Source organism: Blastococcus sp. SYSU DS0510 (genome assembly GCF_054050835.1).
This window is the reverse complement of sequence record NZ_JBJHAC010000011.1, coordinates 60,000-79,227: the sequence shown is the minus strand read 5'-3', so window position 1 is coordinate 79,227 and position 19,228 is coordinate 60,000. Positions and strand designations below refer to the sequence as shown.

The window sequence follows — 19,228 nt, the reverse complement described above, 5'->3', positions numbered from 1 at the left end:
TTTACCGGCAGAGGCTGCTTCTTCAGATCAGGTCGTGGATGACCACGTTCTCGTCGCGGCCGGGGCCGACCCCGATGACGCTGATCCGGGCCCCGGAGAGCTCCTCCAGCCGCCGCACGTAGGCCTGCGCTGCCGCGGGCAGCGAGTCGAAGGTGCGGCAGTTCCGGATGTCCTCGAACCAGCCCGGCATCTCCTCGTAGACCGGCTTCGCGTGGTGGAAGTCGGTCTGGGTCATCGGCATCTCCTCGTGCCGGACGCCGTCGATCTCGTAGGCCACGCAGATCGGCACCGTCTCCAGGCCCGAGAGCACATCGAGCTTGGTGAGGAAGTAGTCGGTGATGCCGTTGACCCGGCTGGCGTAGCGGGCGACGACGGCGTCGAACCAGCCGCAGCGCCGGTCGCGCCCGGTCGTGACGCCGACCTCCCCGCCGTGCTTGCGCAGGTACTCGCCCCACTGGTCGTGCAGCTCGGTCGGGAAGGGACCGGAGCCGACGCGGGTCGTGTAGGCCTTCAGGATGCCGACGACGCGCTCGATCCGCGTGGGGCCGACACCGGCGCCGACGGCCGCCCCGCCCGCGGTCGGGTTGGACGAGGTGACGAACGGATACGTGCCGTGGTCGACGTCGAGCAGCGTGCCCTGGGAGCCCTCGAGGAGCACCCACTCGCCGGCGTCGAGCGCCTGCCCGAGCAGGAGGCGGGTGTCGACGATGCGGTGCTTCAGGGCCTCGGCGTACTGCGCGTACTCCTCGACCACCTCGTCGACGTCGATGGCCTTGCGGTTGTAGACCTTGACGAGGATCTGGTTCTTCTCCTGCAGCGTGCCCTCGAGCTTCTGCCGGAGGATCGACAGGTCGAGCAGGTCCTGCACGCGGATCCCGCCGCGGGCCACCTTGTCGCCGTAGGCGGGGCCGATCCCGCGCCCCGTGGTGCCGATCTTGCGCTTGCCCAGGAACCGCTCGGTGACTTTGTCGAGGGCCCGGTGGTGCGGCATGATCAGGTGCGCGTCGGAGGAGATGACCAGCCGCGAGGTGTCCACCCCACGCTCCTCCAGCCCGGCCAGCTCGCGGATCAGCACCTCCGGGTCGATCACCACGCCGTTGCCGATGACCGGCGTGCAGCCCGGCGTCAGGATGCCCGACGGGATCAGGTGGAGGGCGTACTTCTCGCCATCGGGCGTGATCACCGTGTGCCCGGCGTTGTTGCCGCCCTGGTAGCGGACGACGTAGGGGACGCGGCCGCCGAGCAGGTCGGTGGCCTTGCCCTTGCCCTCGTCGCCCCACTGGGCACCGATCAGCACGACAGCGGGCATCGGCTCGTGGCTCTCCTGTCCGGCGGGGTGGCGGCGCGGTCCTGCGGTTCGACACCCGGGTCGATCCGTCCGGCAGGTCGGCCGGGACGGTGGGGTGGGACGGGTGACAGGGTATCGGCATGTCGTCGGTCGAGCTGGACCTCCGCCGCCTGGGCCCGGCGGAGGCGCCGCTGCGCAGTCAGCTGACGCCGGTCGCCACGGCCGGGCAGTTGGTGGTGCGCGGCCCGGTCGCGGGGCTCTCGGCGGTGCTGGCCGCACTGCTCAAGGCCGGCCGGACGGCGGAGGTGCCGGTGGCCTGGGAGCCGTCGGGCGACAAGTCCTCGACCGCCCTCGCCCGCGCGCTGGGGATCGGGACCGGCGGGCCGCGCGACCTCACCCTCGTCCGGGACGACCACGGCGGCGTGCTGCTGCACCACGGGCGCATCGAGGCCCCCGGCACCGGCCGCCGGTCCCTCTCCCGGCGGCTGGGCCTGCAGGCGTACCACGACGACATCAAGGTGGCCGACGGCGAGATCACCCGCATCGACGTGCGGCCGGACTGGACCGCCGTCGACACCATCGGCGTGACGGTGATGACCCAGCCGCTGCGGCCGACCCGGCAGACCAGCGGCCGGGCGCTGCAGGTCGCCTCCGACCCCGCGCGGGTGGTCCGCGACGGGGTGCCGTACGTGCGCTCCGTCGACCGGTGGACCTGGTACGCCGACGACCGGGTGCGGTGGCGCCTGGTCCCCTAGGAGCGGCCTGCGCGGGGCCGGGGCCGTCATGGACACTGGGGGGCACCCGACCGCCCGAGGAGGACCCGCTGCCGACGTCCTGCCGCCCCGTCGGGTCGCCGTGCCGGTGATCACCGACCCGCGCACCGCCTTCGGCTCCCGCATCGCCCCGGTGCCCGCCCACCGCCGCTTCCTGGCGCGCGCGTTCGCCCGCCCGAGCCTCCCCGCCGTCGTGGGGCTGGTCGTCGTCGTCGCCTTCTTCGCCGTGCGGGTGCCCGACCTGCTGAGCCCCTTCGGCCTGGCGACGGTCCTGGACACCGCGGCGCTGCTCGGCATCGGCGGGGTCGCCGTCGCGCTCCTGCTGGTGGCCGGGCAGTTCGACCTCTCGGTCGGGGTGGTGGCCGTCGCGAGCTCGCTGCTGACGGCGCTGCTCATCGGGTACGCGGGCTGGAGCACCTGGCCGGCCCTGGTGGTCTCCCTGCTGGCCGCGCTGCTGGTGGGGGTGGTCAACGGTGTGCTGGTCGTGAACACCGGCCTGCCCAGCTTCCTGGTCACCCTGGCGACCTTCCTGATCCTGCAGGGCACCTCGCAGGCCGGCGCGCAGGAGGTGGCCGGCGGCACACGGGTCAGCGGCCTGGACGAGAGCCCCGGCTGGACCTCCGCGACCGCCGTCTTCGACGCGACGGTCCAGCTCGGCAACGGCCGGTTCAGCATCAGCATCCTGTGGTGGCTGGGGATCACGGCGCTGGCCACCTGGGCGCTGTGGCGCACCAAGTTCGGCAACGCGGTCTTCGCCAGTGGTGGCGCCCACCAGGCGGCGCGCGAGCTCGGTGTGCCGGTTCGGCGGACGACCGTGGCGCTGTTCTGCCTCACCGCGGCCGCGGGCTGGCTGCTCGGCACCATGACCCTCGTGCGGCTGGCCAGCGTCCAGGCCGGCGGGACGGTGGGGATCCTCAGCGGGATCGACTTCATCGTCGTGGCGGTCATCGGCGGCTGCCTGCTGACCGGTGGCTACGGGTCCGCGATCGGCGCCTCCGTCGGCGCCCTGCTCTACTCGGTCGCCCGGGAGGGCATCACGCTGGCGGACTGGGACACCCGCTGGTTCCAGGCGCTCCTGGGCGTGCTGCTGCTGGTCGCGCTGCTGGCCAACGGCGAGGTGCGGCGGCGCCTCCGCGCGAGGCCGCGGTCGTGACCGGCTCCGAGCAGCCGGCCGGCGAGGCGACCCCCGTCCTCGAGCTGCGCGGCGTCACCGTGCGGCACGGCAGCGTGCCGGCGCTCAGCCGGGTCAACGTCGCCCTGGTGCCCGGGCAGATCACCTGCGTCCTCGGGGAGAACGGCTCGGGGAAGTCCACGCTGGTGCAGGTGCTGTCCGGGTACCGGTGCCACGACGAGGGCGAGCTGCTGGTCGCGGGCGTGCCCACGAGGTTCCGCTCGCCGCGGCAGGCACGGGAGGTGGGGATCGCCACCGTGTGGCAGGACCTCGCCGTCGCCCCGCTGCTGTCGGTCTGGCGGAACTTCTTCCTCGGCGCCGAGCCCACCCGCGGGGTGTGGCCGCTGCGCCGGCTGGACGTGGACGGCGCCCGCGAGACGACGGTGCGCGCCATGGCACGGGTCGGCGTCACGGGCCTGGACCCCGACCAGCCGGCCAGCGCCCTGCAGGCCGGGGAGCGGCAGAGCCTCGCGGTCGCCCGCGCCCTCCACTTCGGCGCCCGAGCCCTGGTCATCGACGAGCCCATCACCCCCATGACGGTGGCACGCCAGACGCTGTTCGGGCAGGCGGTCCTCGCGGCGCGCGCGCAGGGGCTGGCGGTCGCCGTCGTCACCAACAACCCGCGGTACGCCCACCTCATCGGCGACCGGTTCCTGCTGCTGGCGCACGGGCACGTGGCCGGCAACCTGACGCGGGAGGACGTCGACTCCGACGGGCTCACCGCGCTGATGGCCGGCGGGGACCAGCTCACCACCCTCACCGACGCGCTGACCGCGCTGCACCCGGAGCTCGGCGAGCGGTGAATCCCCCGGGCCCCCGCCGTGCGGGGGCCCGGGGCCGATCAGGTGAAGATGCTCACCCCGCCGGGCCCGACCAGCAGCCCGAGGACGATGAGCACGATCCCCCAGACGATCTCCTTGCGGACGATCGCGACGACACCGGCGACCACGAGGACGACGGCGAGGATCCAGAGCAGGGTGGCCATCAGAGGTCTCCTCTCCAGGGCGCCTTTCTGGCGCCGAGCACTCTGCGTAGTGATCACGACGGCGCCGATCCAAACCCGTCGACCCGAAAGTGCAGTTGGACGCGGAACGGGCGGCCCGCACACGCGGACCGCCCGTTACCGATCGTGAACGATCAGATGGCCAACGTCGGATCGCAGTCCCGGAGCAGCTGGGTGCAGCGTTCGGCCTCCGCCGTCTCGCCGATCGCCTCGGCCGCCCGGGCGAGGACGGTGACGCAGCGCAGGAACCCCTGGTTGGGCTCGTGCGACCACGGCACCGGGCCGTAGCCCTTCCACCCGTTGCGGCGTAGTGCGTCCAGCCCGCGGTGGTAGCCGGTGCGGGCGTAGGCGTAGGCCTGGATCGTGTCGCCCAGCGCCCGCTCGGGACGGCTCATAGCCTCCTCGGCCAGGCCCGCCCACACCGCGCTCACGGTCGGGTGGTGGGCGGCGACCTCGGCGAGCGTGGCGCCCTGGGCGAGCTCGGCGTCGGCCTCGGGCGTGGCCGGCAGCAGCGTGGCCGGCGGCTCGCCGAGCAGGTTGCCGTGGGAGTGGCTCATCGTCACGCGCCCTGCGACTGGCCGGCCGACAGCAGGTGCTCGCACGCCTCGACGACGCGGGCGGCCATGCCGGTCTCGGCGGCCTTGAGGTAGCTGCGCGGGTCGTAGGCCTTCTTGTTGCCGACCTCGCCGTCGATCTTCAGGACGCCGTCGTAGTTGGCGAACATGTGCCCGGCGATCGGCCGGGTGAAGGCGTACTGCGTGTCGGTGTCGACGTTCATCTTCACGACGCCGTAGGAGATCGCCTCGCGGATCTCCGACTCGGCCGAGCCGGAGCCGCCGTGGAACACCAGGTTGAACGGCTTGGCGTCCTCGCCCAGGCCGAACTCCTCGGCGACCAGCGCCTGGCCGCGCTGCAGCACGTCCGGGCGCAGCTTGACGTTGCCCGGCTTGTACACCCCGTGCACGTTGCCGAAGGTGGCCGCGAGCAGGTAGACCCCGCGCTCGCCCAGCCCGAGCTGCTGCGCGGTGCGCAGGAAGTCGCCGTCGGCGGTGTAGAGCTTCTCGTTGATCTCGGCGACGACGCCGTCCTCCTCACCGCCGACGATGCCGATCTCGAGCTCCAGGACGATCTTGGCCGCCGCCGACTTCTCCATCAGCTCCTCGGCGATGTCGAGGTTCTCGCCGAGCTCGATCGCCGAGCCGTCCCACATGTGCGACTGGAACAGCGGCGCCTGCCCGGCGTCGACCCGGTCCTTCGACAGCGCGATCAGCGGGCGCACGTAGGAGTCGAGCTTGTCCTTCGGGCAGTGGTCGGTGTGCAGCGCCACGTTGACCGGGTACTTCTCCGCGACGACGTGTGCGAACTCGGCCAGCGCGACCGCGCCGGTGACCATGTCCTTCACCCGGGTGCCCGAGCCGAACTCCGCGCCCCCCGTGGAGAACTGGATGATCCCGTCGCTGCCGGCGTCGGCGAACCCGCGCAGCGCCGCGTTGATGGTCTCCGAGGACGTGCAGTTGATCGCCGGGTAGGCGAACCCGCCCTCCTTCGCCCGGCTGATCATGTCGGCGTAGACCTCGGGGCTGGCGATGGGCATGCGGCACTCCTCCGTCGGGAACGGCTGTACGGCGCTGTACGTGCGGACGTCGGTGATCAGTATCGCGCCGCGCCTCCCCCGGCGACACCGTGGGCCGCAGCTGCCCCCGACCGGGCGACCGCGCGGTCAGCCCTGCTCGATCCGGCTGACCACCCGGGCGGCGACGACCACCGGGTCGTAGGTCGGCGAGAACGGCGGGGCGTAGGAGAGGTCGGAGCCCGCGAGGTCCTCGGCGGTCATCCCGGCCCAGATGGCGGTGGCCAGGACGTCGATCCGCTTGCCGCTGCCGGGGCCGCCGACGATCTGGGCGCCGATCAGCCGCCCCGACCCCGCTTCGCTGATGAGCTTGATCGCGATCTCCTCGGCGCCGGGGTAGTAGCCGGCCTTCGTCGTCGCCTCGATCATGTCGGTGCGGTAGTCGAAGCCCGCCTCCTCGGCCTCGGTGGTGCACAGCCCGGTGCGGCCGATCTCCAGGTCTCCCACCTTGGTCAGCGCCGTCCCCAGGACGCCGGCGAAGCGCGCCGCCCGCCCGCCGATCACCGAGCCGGCCACCCGGCCCTGCTTGTTGGCGTGGGTGCCCAGGGCGACGTGGGTGGCCTCGCCGGTGACCCGGTGGAAGGTCTGCGCGCAGTCGCCGGCGGCGTAGATCCCCGGGTGCGAGCGGGTGCGCTGGGTGCGGTCGACGGCGATGGCGCCGGTGGTGCCCAGCCGGATCCCGGCCTGCTCGGCCAGCCCCACCTCGGGGCCCATGCCGAGACCGAGGACCACCAGGTCGGCGTCGTAGCTGCCGGCGTCGGTGCGCACGCCGCGCGCGCGGCCGGACCCGTCGACCAGGATCTCCCGCACCGCCTGGTCGGGGTGCATCTCCATGCCCATGGCGCCCATGCCGGCGCAGACCCGCTCGGCCATGTCGGCGTCCAGCAGCTGCATCGGCAGCGGGTCGGCGAGCACCACGGTGACCTCGAGCCCGCGGCGCTGCAGCGCCTCGGCCATCTCCAGCCCGATGTAGCCGCCGCCCAGCACCAGGGCGCGGCGCGGGCCGGCGTCCAGGGCGGCCCGGATGGCGGCGCCGTCGTCGAGCCGGTGGACGCCGAAGACGCCCGGGGAGTCCAGGCCGGGGATCGGTGGGCGGTTCGGTCGCCCGCCGGTGGCCACGAGCAGCCGGTCGTAGCCGACCCGCTCGCCGGCGTCGGTGACCACCTTTCCGGCGTCGGCGTCGATCTCGACCGCCCTCGTGCCGGTGTGCACGGTGATGTCCCGGACGGCGAACTCCGCCGGCGTGCGGGTGATCAGCGCGTCGCGGTCCTCGACCTGCCCGCCGATCCAGTACGGGATGCCGCACGCGGAGTAGGAGACGACGTCGCCCTGCTCCAGGACGACGATCTCCAGGTCGTCGGCGCCCCGGAGCCGGCGCGCCTGGGCCGCGGCCGACATCCCTGCCGCGTCGCCGCCGATGACGAGGAACCGCTCTCTGGTCATCGCCCCAGCGTGGCACCCGCCGGCGTGCTGCGGAACACCGTGCCGGGGTTGAGCAGGCCGGCCGGGTCGAGCGCGGACTTGATCGAGCGGTGCACGTCCAGCGCCACCGGGCCGATCTCGCGCTCCAGCCAGTCGAGCTTGATGGTGCCGACCCCGTGCTCGCCGGTGATCGTCCCGCCCAGCGACAGCCCGAGGGCGAGGATGTCGTCGAACGCCGCGTAGGCCCGCTCGCGCTGGTCGGCGTCCGAGGCGTCGAAGCAGACGGTCGGGTGCATGTTGCCGTCGCCGGCGTGGCCGACGACGCCGATGACGACGTCGCGGTCGGCGGCGATGCCGTCGCAGCCGTCCAGGAACCCGGCGATCCGCGAGCGGGGCACGGCGACGTCGTCGATGAGCACCGCGCCCCCGACCCGCTCCAGGGCGGGCAACGCCATCCGCCGGGCCGCGAGCAGCAGGTCGCCCTCGGCCTGGTCCTCGGTGGAGTGCACGAACTGGGCGCCGGCCTCCTCGCAGAGCGCGGTGAGCGCCGCGATCTCCTCGGCGGCGGCCGCGCCGCCCGCGTCGGACTGCGCCACCAGCAGCGCGCGGGTGTCGTGGTCCAGGCCGGCCCGGAGCACCTGGTCGACGGTGCGGATGCAGGTGCCGTCCATGATCTCCAGCAGGCTGGGCACCAGGCCGCCGGTGACCACCCGCTCGACGACCTGCCCGGCCTGCGCCGTCGTCGCGAAGGAGGCGGCGAGGGTGACCGGGGCCTTCGGCGCGGGGCGCAGCGCCAGCGTCGCCTCGGTGATGACGCCGAGCGTCCCCTCGGATCCCACGAACAGACGGGCCAGGTCGTAGCCGGCCACCCCCTTGACCGTGCGCCGGCCGGTGCGCAGCACGCGCCCGTCGGCGAGGACGACCTCCAGGCCGAGCACGTAGTCGGTGGTGACGCCGTACTTGACGCAGCAGAGGCCGCCGGAGTTGGTGGCCAGGTTGCCGCCGATCGTGCACCAGTCGTAGCTGGAGGGGTCCGGCGGGTAGAACAGCCCGCTGCCGGCGACGGCGTCGCGCAGCTGCTTGTTGACGACCCCCGGCTGGACGACGGCGAGCCGGTCGGCCGTGGAGATCTCGAGGACGGCGTCCATGCGGGTCATCACCAGCGTGATCCCGCCGTCGACGGCGTTGCTGCCGCCGGCGAGGCCGGAGCCCGCGCCGCGGGGCACCACCGGGATGCCGTGCCGCGAGGCGACCCGCAGCACCGCGGCGACCTCCTCGGTGCGGCGGGGGAAGACCACGGCCGCGGGCGTGCCGGCGGGCGCCATCATCGCCTGGTCGCGGGCGTAGGAGGTGGTCACGTCCGGATCGGTCAGGACGCTTTCGGGGCCCAGGGCGTCGGTCAGCTCGGCGAGCCACGTCGCCGTCGTCGTGGTCACCGTCACACCGTAGGACCACCGGCGATGATCAGGTGACCTGATCACGCGGTGTCCTCCCTCAGCGCCCACGGTGAGGGAGGACGCTTCATGATCAGGGTCCCTGATCCCAGCGGGCCGTCAGTCGAGGCCGAGGTCGGCCAGGGTGAACGCGGCCCGGTACTCGTACCCGGCCTCCTCGACCGCCGCCCGCCCGCCCCGGTCGACGATCACCGCCACCGCCACCACCTCGGCGCCGGCCTCCTGCAGCGCCTCCGCGGCGGTCAGCGGGCTGCCCCCGGTGGTGGAGACGTCCTCGACCACGAGGACGGCGCGCCCGGCGACGTCCGGGCCCTCGATCCGCCGCTGCAGGCCGTGCGCCTTCCCCGCCTTGCGCACCACGAAGGCGTCGAGGAAGCCCTCCCCCGCCGCGGCCGCGTGCAGCATCGCGGTGGCGACCGGGTCCGCCCCGAGGGTGAGCCCGCCGACGGCGTCGTAGCGCAGGTCGCCGGTGAGCTGGCGCATCACCCGGCCCACCAGCGGCCCGCCCTCGTGGTGCAGCGTCAGCCGGCGCATGTCGATGTACCAGTCGGCCTCCTGCCCGGAGGAGAGCGTGACCTTCCCGTGCACCACGGCGAGCTCGATGATCAGCTGGAGCAGCCGGTCGCGGTCGGGCAGCGAGGCCGCGTTCCCGGGGCCCGCGCCGAGGGACGAGGTGTGGGGGGGAACGTGGTCCTTCTGCATGCCCGGACCCTACTGAGCCGGCGGCCCCGCGGCGGACCACCAGGTCATCCGGCGGCGGGCTGGAGCACCTGGTCGATGACGTAGACGGTGGCGTTGGCGGTCTGCACGTTCCCGCAGATCACCGAGGCCTCCGTGCCGACGACGGTGGCGTCCATCCCGATGGTGAAGTCCTCGCCCGAGCCCTCGATCGTCACCTCGTCGTTGTTCAGCGTGGTGTGCGTGCCGGCGAGCTCGCCGGGGGCGAGGCGGCCCGGGAGGACGTGGTGGGTGAGCACCGCGGTCAGCGCCGGGGTGTCGGCGAGCAGGCCCTGCAGCGCGTCGGCCGGGAGCGCCTCGAACGCCGGGTTGGCCGGGGCGAGCACGGTGATGTCCCGGGTCGTGTCGAGGGTCTCGACGAGGTTGGCCGCCTGCACCGCCTGGACCAGCGTCGACAGCGCTGGGTTGGTGCCGGCGGCGGTGACCACCGGGGCGGCGCTCATGGCCTGGAAGCTGCCGGGGCCCTCGGCCGGGACCGCCGCGCAGCCCTCGCCGAACGGCCCACCGGGGACGGGGGCGGCGGCGCTGCTCTCCGGGGCCGGGCTGCTGGTGCCGGGCGGCGTGGTGGCGGCGCTCTCGGCCGCGGGGTCGTCGTCGGAGCCGCAGGCGCTGAGCGCGATCCCGAGGCTCGAGACGGCGGCGAGCAGGATCCCGCGGGGGAGCGTGCGCGTCATGGTGGTGCTCCTGTTCCTCGTCCGGCGCGACGGCCGCGTCGCGGTCGATCCTCGTGGGGCGCCGGCCGCGGTGCGGCCGGTGGGGAATGGCCGGGACCACCCGGACCGGGCCGGTCGTCGCGCGGGCGCGCCGGCACGGTCACGAACGGTGTTCCGCTGCCGGGGCCGATCCGGATTCGACTCGAGCGGGAAACCCGGCCACCGCGCCGGCCCGGGGCGGGCCGTCTGCCAGGCTGGAGAGGTGCCGGCCGATCCCCGCTCCCGCCCCGTCGACGGCGACGCGACCCCGCAGGCCCCGCCGTCGGTGCGGGTCGCCATGGCGCTGCTGGCGACGCTCGCCGTCCTGCTGCTGCTGTACGTGACGATCACCTGGCTGGGCCGCGACGGCGTCACCCAGGCGCTCACCGAGGCCGGGCTGACCCCGGACGAGGCCCAGCAGTTCCTGCTCGTCAACACGACCGCCCCGCTCGTCCTGGGCATCACCTACGCCGTCTCGGCCTGGGCGGTGTCCCGCCACCGCCGGTGGGGGCTCTGGGCCGGCGTGGTCTCGACGGTCCTCCTGGCGCTGGTGCTGCTCTCCACGATGCTCACCGCCGGCGGGGTCACCGTCGTCGCGCTGCTGCTGCTGGTGCTCTCGGTCGCGGCGGCGGCCAGCCTGGTCGCGCGGACGACGCGGGACTGGCTGGCCGCCGGCCGGGCCTGAGCGGCCTCGGGGCTCAGCCCTGCCCGGTGGCGCGCTGCCACTTGCGGAAGCGGTACCAGTCGTTGGACGGCTTCGCCGCCAGCAGCACCACCCCGACCCCGGTCAGGATCAGCTGGAACCAGGAGAGCGCGGTCACGAAGGGCAGCGGCCCGCTCGCGACGGCGTTGAAGGGCCCCGCGAGCAGCGCCAGGCCGCCGAGGACCCACAGCCCGATTCGACCCCAGTTGCGCCCCTGCCAGGCGAACCACAGGAAGAGCAGCTCCAGGGCGAGCCCGAGGATCGTGAAGCCGATCGTCAGCTGCCCCCCGAGCTCGGCCAACGCCTCGGCGTCGAGGCCCTCGAACTCGGGGCCCTGGAGGTCGGCGCCCGACCGATCGAGCGTCCAGGCCACGAACCGGTCCCAGTTGAGCAGCGTGGCGACCACCGCCACCGCGCTGAGCACGAGGGAGGCGAGGAAGGCGCCCAGCCCGGCGCGGACGGTGAGCGGGCGCTCCATCGGCTGGGGCGCGTCCGGGCCCCAGCCCTGGGGCGCCGAGGGGGCCGGGGCGTAGCCGTACGGGTTCTGGCCGTAGGGGTTCGGCTGCCCCTGGCCGTAGGGGCTCTGCGGCGGCTGACCGCCGTACGGGGGCTGGCCGTAGGGAGGCTGGCCGTAGGGAGGCTGGCCGTAGGGAGGCTGGCCGTAGGGAGGCTGGCCGCCCTGCGGTGGCTGCCCCGGCGGCGGCTCCCAGCCCGGCTGCTGCTGGCCGCCCTGCCCCTCGGGCCGCCCCTGCTGCCGACCGTGCTGGTCGTCCTGGCCCGCCGTCATCGTTCCTCCGCTCGTCGTCCCCCGTCGCCGCGATCATGGACGACGCCTTCCGGGCGGACCAGCACGGCACGCGGTCGCACCCGTTCGGGCACCGGCGCCCGCCGGACCCGGCCGGGTCCGGCGGGTGCGGGACGCCCGTCGCGCGTGCCGGTCACGCGCCGCGGGCGACGGTCAGGCCCTCGACGTCGCCGCCCGGCCAGTCGACGACGACCTCGTCGCCGTCCCGGATCTCGCCGGACAGCAGCGCCTTCGCGAGCTGGTCGCCGATCGCCGACTGCACCAGCCGGCGCAGCGGGCGGGCGCCGTAGACCGGGTCGAACCCGTTGAGCGCCAGCCACTCACGCGCCGCGTCGGTGACGCGCAGGGTCAGCCGGCGGGCGGCCAGGCGGCGGGCCAGGACGCCGACCTGGATGTCGACGATCCCGGTCAGCTCCTCGCTGCCCAGCGCCCGGAAGACCACGACGTCGTCCAGCCGGTTGAGGAACTCCGGCTTGAAGTGGCCCCGGACGACCCCCATCACCGCGTCGCGGCGCCGCTCCTCGGGCACCGACTGGTCGGCGATCAGCTGCGAGCCGAGGTTCGACGTCAGGATCAGAATGGTGTTCCGGAAGTCCACCGTCCGGCCCTGCCCGTCGGTGAGCCGGCCGTCGTCCAGCACCTGGAGCAGCACGTCGAAGACGTCGGGGTGGGCCTTCTCCACCTCGTCGAGCAGCACGACGGTGTACGGACGGCGTCGCACCGCCTCGGTGAGCTGGCCGCCGGCCTCGTAGCCGACGTAGCCGGGGGGCGCCCCGACCAGCCGGGCCACCGAGTGCTTCTCGGAGTACTCGCTCATGTCGATGCGGACCATGGCCCGCTCGTCGTCGAACAGGAACTCCGCCAGCGCCTTGGCCAGCTCGGTCTTGCCGACGCCGGTGGGGCCGAGGAAGAGGAACGAGCCGGTCGGCCGGTCGGGGTCGGCGACGCCGGAGCGGGCACGGCGGACGGCGTCGGACACCGCCCGCACCGCGTCGGGCTGGCCGACGACCCGGCCGGCGAGGCCCTCCTCCATGCGCAGCAGCTTCTGCGTCTCGCCCTCGAGCAGCCGGCCCGCCGGGATCCCGGTCCAGGCCTGGACGACCTCGGCGATGTCGTCGGGGCCGACCTCCTCCTTGAGCATGGAGTCGCCGGTCTCGACGGACGCCTCGGCCTCGGCCAGGGACTTCTCCAGCTGCGGCAGCCGGCCGTAGCGCAGCTCGGCGACCCGCGCGAGCTCGCCGTCCCGCTCCGCCCGCTCGGCCTCGAGGCGCAGCCGCTCGAGCTCCTCCTTGATCGCCTGGATCCGGCCGATGGCGCTCTTGTCCTGCTGCCAGCGGGCGGTCAGCTCGGCGAGCTCCTCGCGCTTGTCGGCGAGGTCCTCGCGGAGGGCGGCCAGCCGCTCGACCGACGACGGGTCGTCCTCCTTGGCCAGCGCCATCTCCTCGATCTCCAGCCGGCGCACGGCGCGCTCCACCTCGTCGACCTCGACGGGGCGGCTGTCGATCTCCATGCGCAGCCGGCTGGCGGCCTCGTCGACCAGGTCGATCGCCTTGTCGGGCAGGAACCGGGAGGTGACGTACCGGTCCGACAGCGTGGCGGCCGCGACGATCGCACCGTCGGTGATGCGGACGCCGTGGTGCACCTCGTAGCGCTCCTTGAGCCCGCGCAGGATGCCGATGGTGTCCTCGACGCTCGGCTCACCGACGAAGACCTGCTGGAAGCGGCGCTCCAGCGCCGGGTCCTTCTCGATGTGCTCCCGGTACTCGTCGAGCGTGGTCGCGCCGACCATGCGCAGCTCACCGCGGGCCAGCATCGGCTTGATCATGTTGCCGGCGTCCATCGCGCCGTCGCCGGTCGCGCCCGCGCCGACGATCGTGTGCAGCTCGTCGATGAACGTGACGATCTCGCCCTCGGCGTCGGTGATCTCCTGGAGGACGGCCTTGAGCCGCTCCTCGAACTCACCGCGGTACTTGGCGCCGGCCACCATCGAGGCCAGGTCGAGCGCCATCAGCCGCTTGCCCTTGAGGCTCTCCGGGACGTCGCCGGCGACGATCCGCTGGGCCAGCCCCTCGACGATCGCCGTCTTGCCGACGCCGGGCTCGCCGATCAGCACCGGGTTGTTCTTGGTGCGACGGGACAGCACCTGGACGACGCGGCGGATCTCGGTGTCCCGGCCGATGACCGGGTCGATCTTGCCGTCGCGCGCCCGCTGGGTGAGGTCGACGGCGTACTTCTCCAGCGCCTGGTAGGTCGCCTCCGGGTCGGCGGTGGTGACCTTGCGGTTGCCGCGCACCGTGCGGAACGCGGCCAGCAGCGCGTCAGGGGTGGCGCCCGCGCTGGTGAGCACGGCGGCGGCCTCCCCCTCCGAGCCGGCGAGCGCGACCAGCAGGTGCTCGGTGGAGACGTACTCGTCACCGAGCGCCCCGGCCTGCTCCGAGGCGGCGTTGATCACCCGGAGGAACTCCCGCGAGGGCGAGGGGGCCGACACGGTGGCACCGCTCACGCTCGGCATGCGGCGCAGCGCCGCGTCGGCCTTGCTCCGCACGTCGGCCGGGTCGGCCCCGACCGCGGTGAGCAGGGGGCCGGCGATGCCGTCGGCCTGCTCGACCAGGGCGACCAGCAGGTGCAGCGGCTCCAGGGCCGCCTGACCCCGGCCGACGGCGAGGCGCTGGGCACCGGCGACGGCCTCCTGCGAACGGGTCGTCAGCTTGCTCTCCATGCTGGGGGGCACGTCCTTCCTGTCTCGGGCACGCCGTCCGTCCGTAGCCGGCGTCATCGCTCCCTGCAACGAGCCGGGGGTTGAGTCTGTTCCGCTCAACTCTGCCGGGTCCGACCCTCCACCCGCTGCGTCCCCGGCGCCACCCCGGGACCACCCTCCGGGGCGAGGTAGGGGCGAAAGGTCCCGGCTCCGTTCGCGGAGCCCCCTAGACTGGCTCCATGACCGCCCTGCCGGCTCCGAGCGTCGCGCTCGACGACCAGCTGTGCTTCGCGCTGTACGCCGCGTCCCGCGCGGTGACCGCGCGGTATCGCCCCATGCTCGACGCGATCGGTCTCACCTACCCGCAGTACCTGGTGATGCTGCTCCTCTGGGAGCAGGACAACCAGACGGTCGGCCAGCTCGGCTCCCGGCTGGCGCTGGACAGCGGCACCCTCTCCCCCCTGCTCAAGCGGCTGACCGCGGCGGGTCTGGTCACGCGGCACCGTCGCGTCGAGGACGAGCGCTCGGTCTCCATCACCCTCACCGACGCCGGCCGGGCCCTGGAGGACAAGGCCGTCGCCATCTCCGAGGAGATGATCGGGGCCATCGGGTTCGACGCCAGCGAGTTCGACGACCTCAAGGCGCGGCTCCGGCTGCTCACAGAGCGGGTCAACGGGACGACCGAGGTCCCCGACCACCCCGACTCCGCACGGTAGGTCGCCCCGCGGGCGGGTAGGAGGGCGGCCACGGCGCCGCCCGAGCCAGAGGCGGCCACGGCCCGGAAGGGGCAGCATGCCCACACGTACCGCCCGTACCGCCTGGAACGGCACCCTGCAGGAGGGCTCGGGGCAGGTGGAGCTCTCCAGCTCCAAGATCGGCACCTACGAGGTCTCCTTCCCCAAGCGAGCCGCCGACGAGGCCGGGGGCACGACCAGCCCCGAGGAGCTGATCGCGGCGGCGCACTCCGCCTGCTTCGCGATGGCGCTCTCCAGCGAGATCGGGAAGGCCGGCGGTACGCCGCAGTCCCTCGAGGTCTCGGCCGACGTCACGCTCGGCCAGCAGGACGGCGCTCCCACCATCACCGGCATCACGCTCACCGTGCGGGGCGAGGTCGAGGGCCTGGACGCCGCCGGCTTCGACAAGGCCGCCCAGGCCGCCAAGGTCGGCTGCCCCGTGAGCAAGGCGCTCACCGGCACGGAGATCACCCTGGACGCCTCCCTCGAGGGCTGACCACGGACGGACGCCGACGGCCCGCCTCCCTCCGGGGAGACGGGCCGTCGGCGCTCCGGCCGGGATCCGGCTGCCTCAGCCGGTGTAGGGCCGGTGCAGGTAGCGGCCCGTCGGGCTGCCGGTGATCGCTCCGTCGGCGAGGACCTGGGTGCCGCGCACCCACGTGTCGGTCACCTTCGCGCCGAGCTCGAAGCCCTCGAAGGGCGTGTACTCCTGCGTCGACTCGGACTTCGCCGCCTCGACCGTCCAGGTCGCCGACGGGTCGACCAGGCAGAAGTCCGCGTCGTAGCCGACCCCGATCGTCCCCTTGCCCGGCAGCCCGTAGCGCCGGGCCGGGTTCCAGGAGGTCAGCTCCGCGATGCGCCGGTAGGACAGCCCCCGGCGGCTCCCCTCGCTGACCAGGCCGGGGAGCAGGTACTCCGCCCCTCCGAAGCCCGACTTGGCGAGGAAGATGTCGTCCCGCGGCTCGCCGAACTTCTGCTCCTCCTTGCAGCAGGCGTGGTCGCTCACGACCCAGTCCAGGTCGCCGGCGAGCAGGTGCTCCCACAGGGCCTCGACGTCCTCGCGCGGCCGCAGCGGCGGGTTCACCTTGCCGCCCAGCCCGTGCGCGGTGTCGATGTCGGCCAGCAGGTGGCCGATGGTGACCTCGCGCCGGAAGTCGACGTGCGGGAAGACCTTCGCCATCCGGAGGGCCGCGGTGAGCGCCTTGCGGGAGGACAGGTGCAGCAGGTTGATGCTGGGCAGCTGGGTCTCGTCGGCGAGGAACGATGCGATCGTGATCGCCAGGCCCTCGGAGTGCGGCGGGCGGGAGGCGCTGTAGGCGGCCAGGCCCGTCAGCGTCCCCTCCTCCATGACCATCCGGGTGTAGGCGGTCATGATCTCGGCCGTCTCGCAGTGCAGGGACAACGAGACGTGCGGCGCCTTGTCCGCCAGCTTCTCCCGCGCCTCCTGGATGCCGCGCATGACGAACTCGAAGTGGGCGAGGTCGTAGCGCTCCCCCTGCGGGATCATCAGGAACGAGCTCTGGTCGGACGACGCGCCGTGCAGGCCGTGCCCGCCGTAGAACATGAAGATCTTGAACGAGGTGACGCCGAACTCCTCGATGAGCTCGGGGATCTCGGCGATGTGCACCTGCGACATCGGCGCGAGGTGGAAGGCGTAGTCGATGTAGGAGCGGCCCTCGGACGCCGCGAGCACCTTGGGGAAGAACTGCCGGTAGGGGCCGCCCTCGTTGAGGTAGTACTGCCCGGTGCGCATGTAGGTGAGCCCGGTGGTGACGCCGCCCTGCGCGCTGGCCCGGCTCTCGGTCTCGGCGTCCTCGCCCAGCGGGTTGTAGATCCCCCAGTGCTGGTGCGCGTCGACCACGCCGGGGAAGGCCACCCGGCCGCGGCCGTCGACGACCACGTCGGCGTCCTCGGCGGGGATGTCCCGCTCCACCCGGACGAACTTCCCGTCGGTGACGCCGAGGTCGAGGGCCTCGCCGTCCTCGGCGCCGGCGACGTCCGGCCGGACGACCGTGACGTTCTTGACAAGGGTCTGGAGGCGGGTCATGCGGTTCCTTCCTCGGAGGGGGTGGCGGCCGGCCGGCCGTGGCCCGCGGCCACGTGGTCGGCGGCCAGGTAGGCCAGGCCCAAGGCGGGCAGGAGGCCGTTGCCGGCCAGGTAGCCGGCGGCGCCGTGACCGGAGATCCCGGCCGCCGCCCCGCCGGACGCGTAGAGCCCGGGGATGACCGAGCCGTCGGGGCGGGTGACGCGGGCGTGCTCGTCGACGACGAGACCGCCCTGGGTGTGGAAGAGCGCCGGCACGACGCGGACGGCGGCCAGCGGCGGGGCGAGCTCGGCCTCGAAGGAGGTGCGGCCGAAGCGGTCCTCGGCCTCCCCGCGCGCCAGGGCGGCAGCTGCGCCGAGCTCCTCGGCCAGCGTGTCGGCCGGTAGCCCGGTGGCCGCGGCGAGGCCGGCGACGTCGTCGGCCCAGACCAGGGCGCCGCCCTCGATGGTCTGGCGGAAGTCGGTGAACGGCAGGCAGGCGTCGTGGATGCGCTGGTCCAGGACGATCCAGGCGGTCGCGCCGGGCTGCCGCGCGATGACCGCGGCGTACTCGGAGTAGCCCGACGTCTCGTCCCCGAAGCGCCGGCCGTCCTGGCCGACGATCACCGCGCCGTGCATGACCGTCGCCCAGCCCACCAGGGTGGACGACCGCGCGGCCAGCGCCCCGTGGCCCTGGTAGGCGTCGAGGTAGCCGGTGGCCGCCCCGAGCTCCGCGCCGATCCGCAGCGCGTCCCCGTGGGAGGCCTCGCTGCCGTGGTAGACGGCGTCGGCGATCTCCGGGAGGTGGCGGGCGACCAACGCGCGGTCGGCGCCGTAGCCGTTGGTCGCCAGCAGCACCGCCGGCGTCTCGACCTCCTCCGCGGCGCCGTCGGGCGTCTCGATGACCGCGGCGCGCACCCGGCCCTCGTCGTCGAGGAGGACGTCCACCAGCTTGGCGGGGACCAGCAGGTCGATCCGCTCCTCGGCCTTCACGGCGGCGACCAGGTGGTCGAGCAGGACGGTGCCGTGCCGGCCCTCGATCGTGTGGCAGCGGTCGGCGGTGTGACCCGGGTAGTGGAAGTCGGTGACGAGCGCGAGCGGCAGCCCGACGTCGTCGGCCAGCCACTCCACCAGCGGCGCGCTCACCTCGGCGAGGGCCCGCGCCAGCCGCTCGTCGGCCTCCCCCTTCGTCTTGCGCCGGATGTCCTGGACGTAGAGATCGGGCGAGTCCTCGATGCCGGCCTCCCGCTGGAAGCGCGACCCGGCGCCGGGGATCATCGCCGTCGACATCGAGGTGTTGTTGCCGCGGCGGAAGTGCTCGCTGACCTCGACGACCAGCACGTCCAGCCCGTGCTGCGCCGCCCGCAGGGCCGCGGCCAGGCCGCCGCCCGCCCCTGCGACGACGAGGTCGGGTCCGGTGTCGCTCACGCCGCCGCCTCCCCCGCGGCGATCAGCCGCAGGGCCAGGGCCGTGGGGTCGACCACGCGCACCGGCCAGTCCGCGGCCTCCGCCGGCAGGTCGACGGCGCTGCAGCCGTTGACCAGGTCGCCGGCGCCGGCCCGGCCCATCCGCCCGACCACCGCCTCCAGCGACGCCCCCCAGCGATCGGCCTGGTGGATGGCGTCCACGTCCAGGTCGAGCACCTCCACCCCGGTGAAGGAGCCGCCCAGGCCGTAGACGTCGACCTGCCGGGCGAGCTCGTCGGCGATCGGCCGGTTGCGGGTGACCGCCCCGACGGAGCGCCCCGCGAGCGCGCTCCAGGTCATGCTCGTGCGCAGCAGGCCGAAGACGGGACGGCCGAGGGTCCCGGCCAGCGCGGGGACGCCGGGGTCGAGCACGCAGTCGGGCAGCAGCGCGTCCGCCTCGTCCGGCGCCGCGCGGAGCGCCTCGGTGACCATGCCCTCGCTGTCGCGCACCTGCTGCTCGGTGTCCAGGGCGCGCGGCGCCCCCGCGCCGATGTCGTGCAGCTCCACGCTCAGCCCCGGCGGGCAGAGGGCGTCGTAGCGCGCCTGCCTCCGGGCCAGCTCCTCGTCGGGGACGTGGATCGGGGTGACGGCGTAGATGCGCACGGAGCTCCTCGGGGTTCGGTCGGACG

Annotated in this window: 19 protein-coding genes; 6 read left to right on the top strand and 13 right to left on the bottom strand. The window is 73.9% G+C overall.

Translation table 11 applies throughout. The annotated features are described in order from the left end of the window. Nucleotides 1–22: 22 nt before the first annotated feature. On the bottom strand, nt 23–1,309 hold the full coding sequence (locus ACI79P_RS10890; RefSeq protein WP_456581064.1) for an adenylosuccinate synthase: 1,287 nt from the start codon (nt 1,307–1,309) through the stop codon (nt 23–25). A gap of 119 nt (nt 1,310–1,428) precedes the next feature. On the opposite strand from ACI79P_RS10890, the gene ACI79P_RS10885 reads away from it, so the two are divergent. The 3 genes from ACI79P_RS10885 to ACI79P_RS10875 all read left to right on the top strand — a co-directional run bounded on the left by ACI79P_RS10885 (nt 1,429) and on the right by ACI79P_RS10875 (nt 4,035). Further along, nucleotides 1,429–2,043: a hypothetical protein gene (locus ACI79P_RS10885; protein WP_456581063.1), complete on the top strand. Its 615-nt coding sequence runs from the start codon at nt 1,429–1,431 to the stop codon at nt 2,041–2,043. A 106-nt stretch (nt 2,044–2,149) separates the two neighbouring features. Next, the gene (locus tag ACI79P_RS10880; RefSeq protein ID WP_456581062.1) at nt 2,150–3,214 is read left to right on the top strand and encodes an ABC transporter permease; all 1,065 of its coding nucleotides are present in this window, start codon (nt 2,150–2,152) and stop codon (nt 3,212–3,214) included. Continuing rightward, nucleotides 3,211–4,035, top strand: coding sequence for an ATP-binding cassette domain-containing protein (locus tag ACI79P_RS10875; RefSeq protein WP_456581061.1), 825 nt, complete (start codon nt 3,211–3,213; stop codon nt 4,033–4,035). The genes ACI79P_RS10880 and ACI79P_RS10875 overlap by 4 nt, the downstream gene beginning before the upstream one ends. Before the next feature lie 38 nt (nt 4,036–4,073). Here the strand turns inward: ACI79P_RS10875 and ACI79P_RS10870 are convergent, their stop codons facing one another. The 7 genes from ACI79P_RS10870 to ACI79P_RS10840 all read right to left on the bottom strand — a co-directional run bounded on the left by ACI79P_RS10870 (nt 4,074) and on the right by ACI79P_RS10840 (nt 10,153). Next, entirely contained in the window at nt 4,074–4,217 is a 144-nt protein-coding gene (locus ACI79P_RS10870) for a GPGG-motif small membrane protein (RefSeq protein WP_346620395.1), read from the bottom strand. A gap of 152 nt (nt 4,218–4,369) precedes the next feature. Continuing rightward, a complete protein-coding gene (locus tag ACI79P_RS10865; protein ID WP_456581060.1) occupies nt 4,370–4,792 on the bottom strand; it encodes a DUF3151 domain-containing protein in 423 nt (140 codons plus the stop codon). Nucleotides 4,793–4,794: 2 nt separating this feature from the next. Beyond that, on the bottom strand, nt 4,795–5,829 hold the full coding sequence (gene fbaA, locus ACI79P_RS10860) for a class II fructose-bisphosphate aldolase (protein ID WP_456581059.1): 1,035 nt from the start codon (nt 5,827–5,829) through the stop codon (nt 4,795–4,797). 126 nt (nt 5,830–5,955) lie between these two features. Next, complete coding sequence (locus tag ACI79P_RS10855; RefSeq protein ID WP_456581058.1) at nt 5,956–7,308, bottom strand: FAD-dependent oxidoreductase; 1,353 nt, start codon at nt 7,306–7,308, stop codon at nt 5,956–5,958. Then, nucleotides 7,305–8,723: an FAD-binding oxidoreductase gene (locus tag ACI79P_RS10850; RefSeq protein WP_456581057.1), complete on the bottom strand. Its 1,419-nt coding sequence runs from the start codon at nt 8,721–8,723 to the stop codon at nt 7,305–7,307. Before ACI79P_RS10850 ends, ACI79P_RS10855 begins: the two co-directional genes overlap by 4 nt. A gap of 117 nt (nt 8,724–8,840) precedes the next feature. Next, nucleotides 8,841–9,443, bottom strand: coding sequence for an orotate phosphoribosyltransferase (pyrE, locus tag ACI79P_RS10845; protein WP_456581056.1), 603 nt, complete (start codon nt 9,441–9,443; stop codon nt 8,841–8,843). Nucleotides 9,444–9,487: 44 nt separating this feature from the next. Then, nucleotides 9,488–10,153, bottom strand: a complete 666-nt coding sequence (locus tag ACI79P_RS10840) for a fasciclin domain-containing protein (RefSeq protein ID WP_456581055.1) — start codon at nt 10,151–10,153, stop codon at nt 9,488–9,490. Nucleotides 10,154–10,394: 241 nt separating this feature from the next. Here ACI79P_RS10840 and ACI79P_RS10835 point away from each other — a divergent pair, with 241 nt between their 5' ends. Continuing rightward, nucleotides 10,395–10,856: a hypothetical protein gene (locus ACI79P_RS10835; protein ID WP_456581054.1), complete on the top strand. Its 462-nt coding sequence runs from the start codon at nt 10,395–10,397 to the stop codon at nt 10,854–10,856. Between the two features lie 13 nt (nt 10,857–10,869). Here ACI79P_RS10835 and ACI79P_RS10830 read toward each other — a convergent pair whose 3' ends face one another. Together ACI79P_RS10830 and clpB are read right to left on the bottom strand one after the other, a co-directional pair. Further along, nucleotides 10,870–11,661: a hypothetical protein gene (locus ACI79P_RS10830; RefSeq protein WP_456581053.1), complete on the bottom strand. Its 792-nt coding sequence runs from the start codon at nt 11,659–11,661 to the stop codon at nt 10,870–10,872. 151 nt (nt 11,662–11,812) lie between these two features. After that, nucleotides 11,813–14,398: an ATP-dependent chaperone ClpB gene (clpB, locus tag ACI79P_RS10825; RefSeq protein WP_456581052.1), complete on the bottom strand. Its 2,586-nt coding sequence runs from the start codon at nt 14,396–14,398 to the stop codon at nt 11,813–11,815. 218 nt (nt 14,399–14,616) lie between these two features. On the opposite strand from clpB, the gene ACI79P_RS10820 reads away from it, so the two are divergent. Continuing rightward, entirely contained in the window at nt 14,617–15,093 is a 477-nt protein-coding gene (locus ACI79P_RS10820) for a MarR family winged helix-turn-helix transcriptional regulator (RefSeq protein ID WP_456581051.1), read from the top strand. A gap of 76 nt (nt 15,094–15,169) precedes the next feature. Beyond that, nucleotides 15,170–15,607: an OsmC family protein gene (locus ACI79P_RS10815; RefSeq protein WP_456581050.1), complete on the top strand. Its 438-nt coding sequence runs from the start codon at nt 15,170–15,172 to the stop codon at nt 15,605–15,607. A 75-nt stretch (nt 15,608–15,682) separates the two neighbouring features. Here the strand turns inward: ACI79P_RS10815 and ACI79P_RS10810 are convergent, their stop codons facing one another. The 3 genes from ACI79P_RS10810 to ACI79P_RS10800 are packed head-to-tail and all read right to left on the bottom strand — an operon-like array spanning nt 15,683 to nt 19,202. Continuing rightward, nucleotides 15,683–17,158: a dihydroorotase gene (locus tag ACI79P_RS10810; protein ID WP_456581049.1), complete on the bottom strand. Its 1,476-nt coding sequence runs from the start codon at nt 17,156–17,158 to the stop codon at nt 15,683–15,685. Next, on the bottom strand, nt 17,155–18,561 hold the full coding sequence (locus tag ACI79P_RS10805; RefSeq protein WP_456581048.1) for an FAD-dependent oxidoreductase: 1,407 nt from the start codon (nt 18,559–18,561) through the stop codon (nt 17,155–17,157). The genes ACI79P_RS10810 and ACI79P_RS10805 overlap by 4 nt, the downstream gene beginning before the upstream one ends. Beyond that, nucleotides 18,558–19,202: an aspartate/glutamate racemase family protein gene (locus ACI79P_RS10800; RefSeq protein ID WP_456581047.1), complete on the bottom strand. Its 645-nt coding sequence runs from the start codon at nt 19,200–19,202 to the stop codon at nt 18,558–18,560. The genes ACI79P_RS10805 and ACI79P_RS10800 overlap by 4 nt, the downstream gene beginning before the upstream one ends. Between the last annotated feature and the right edge of the window lie 26 nt (nt 19,203–19,228).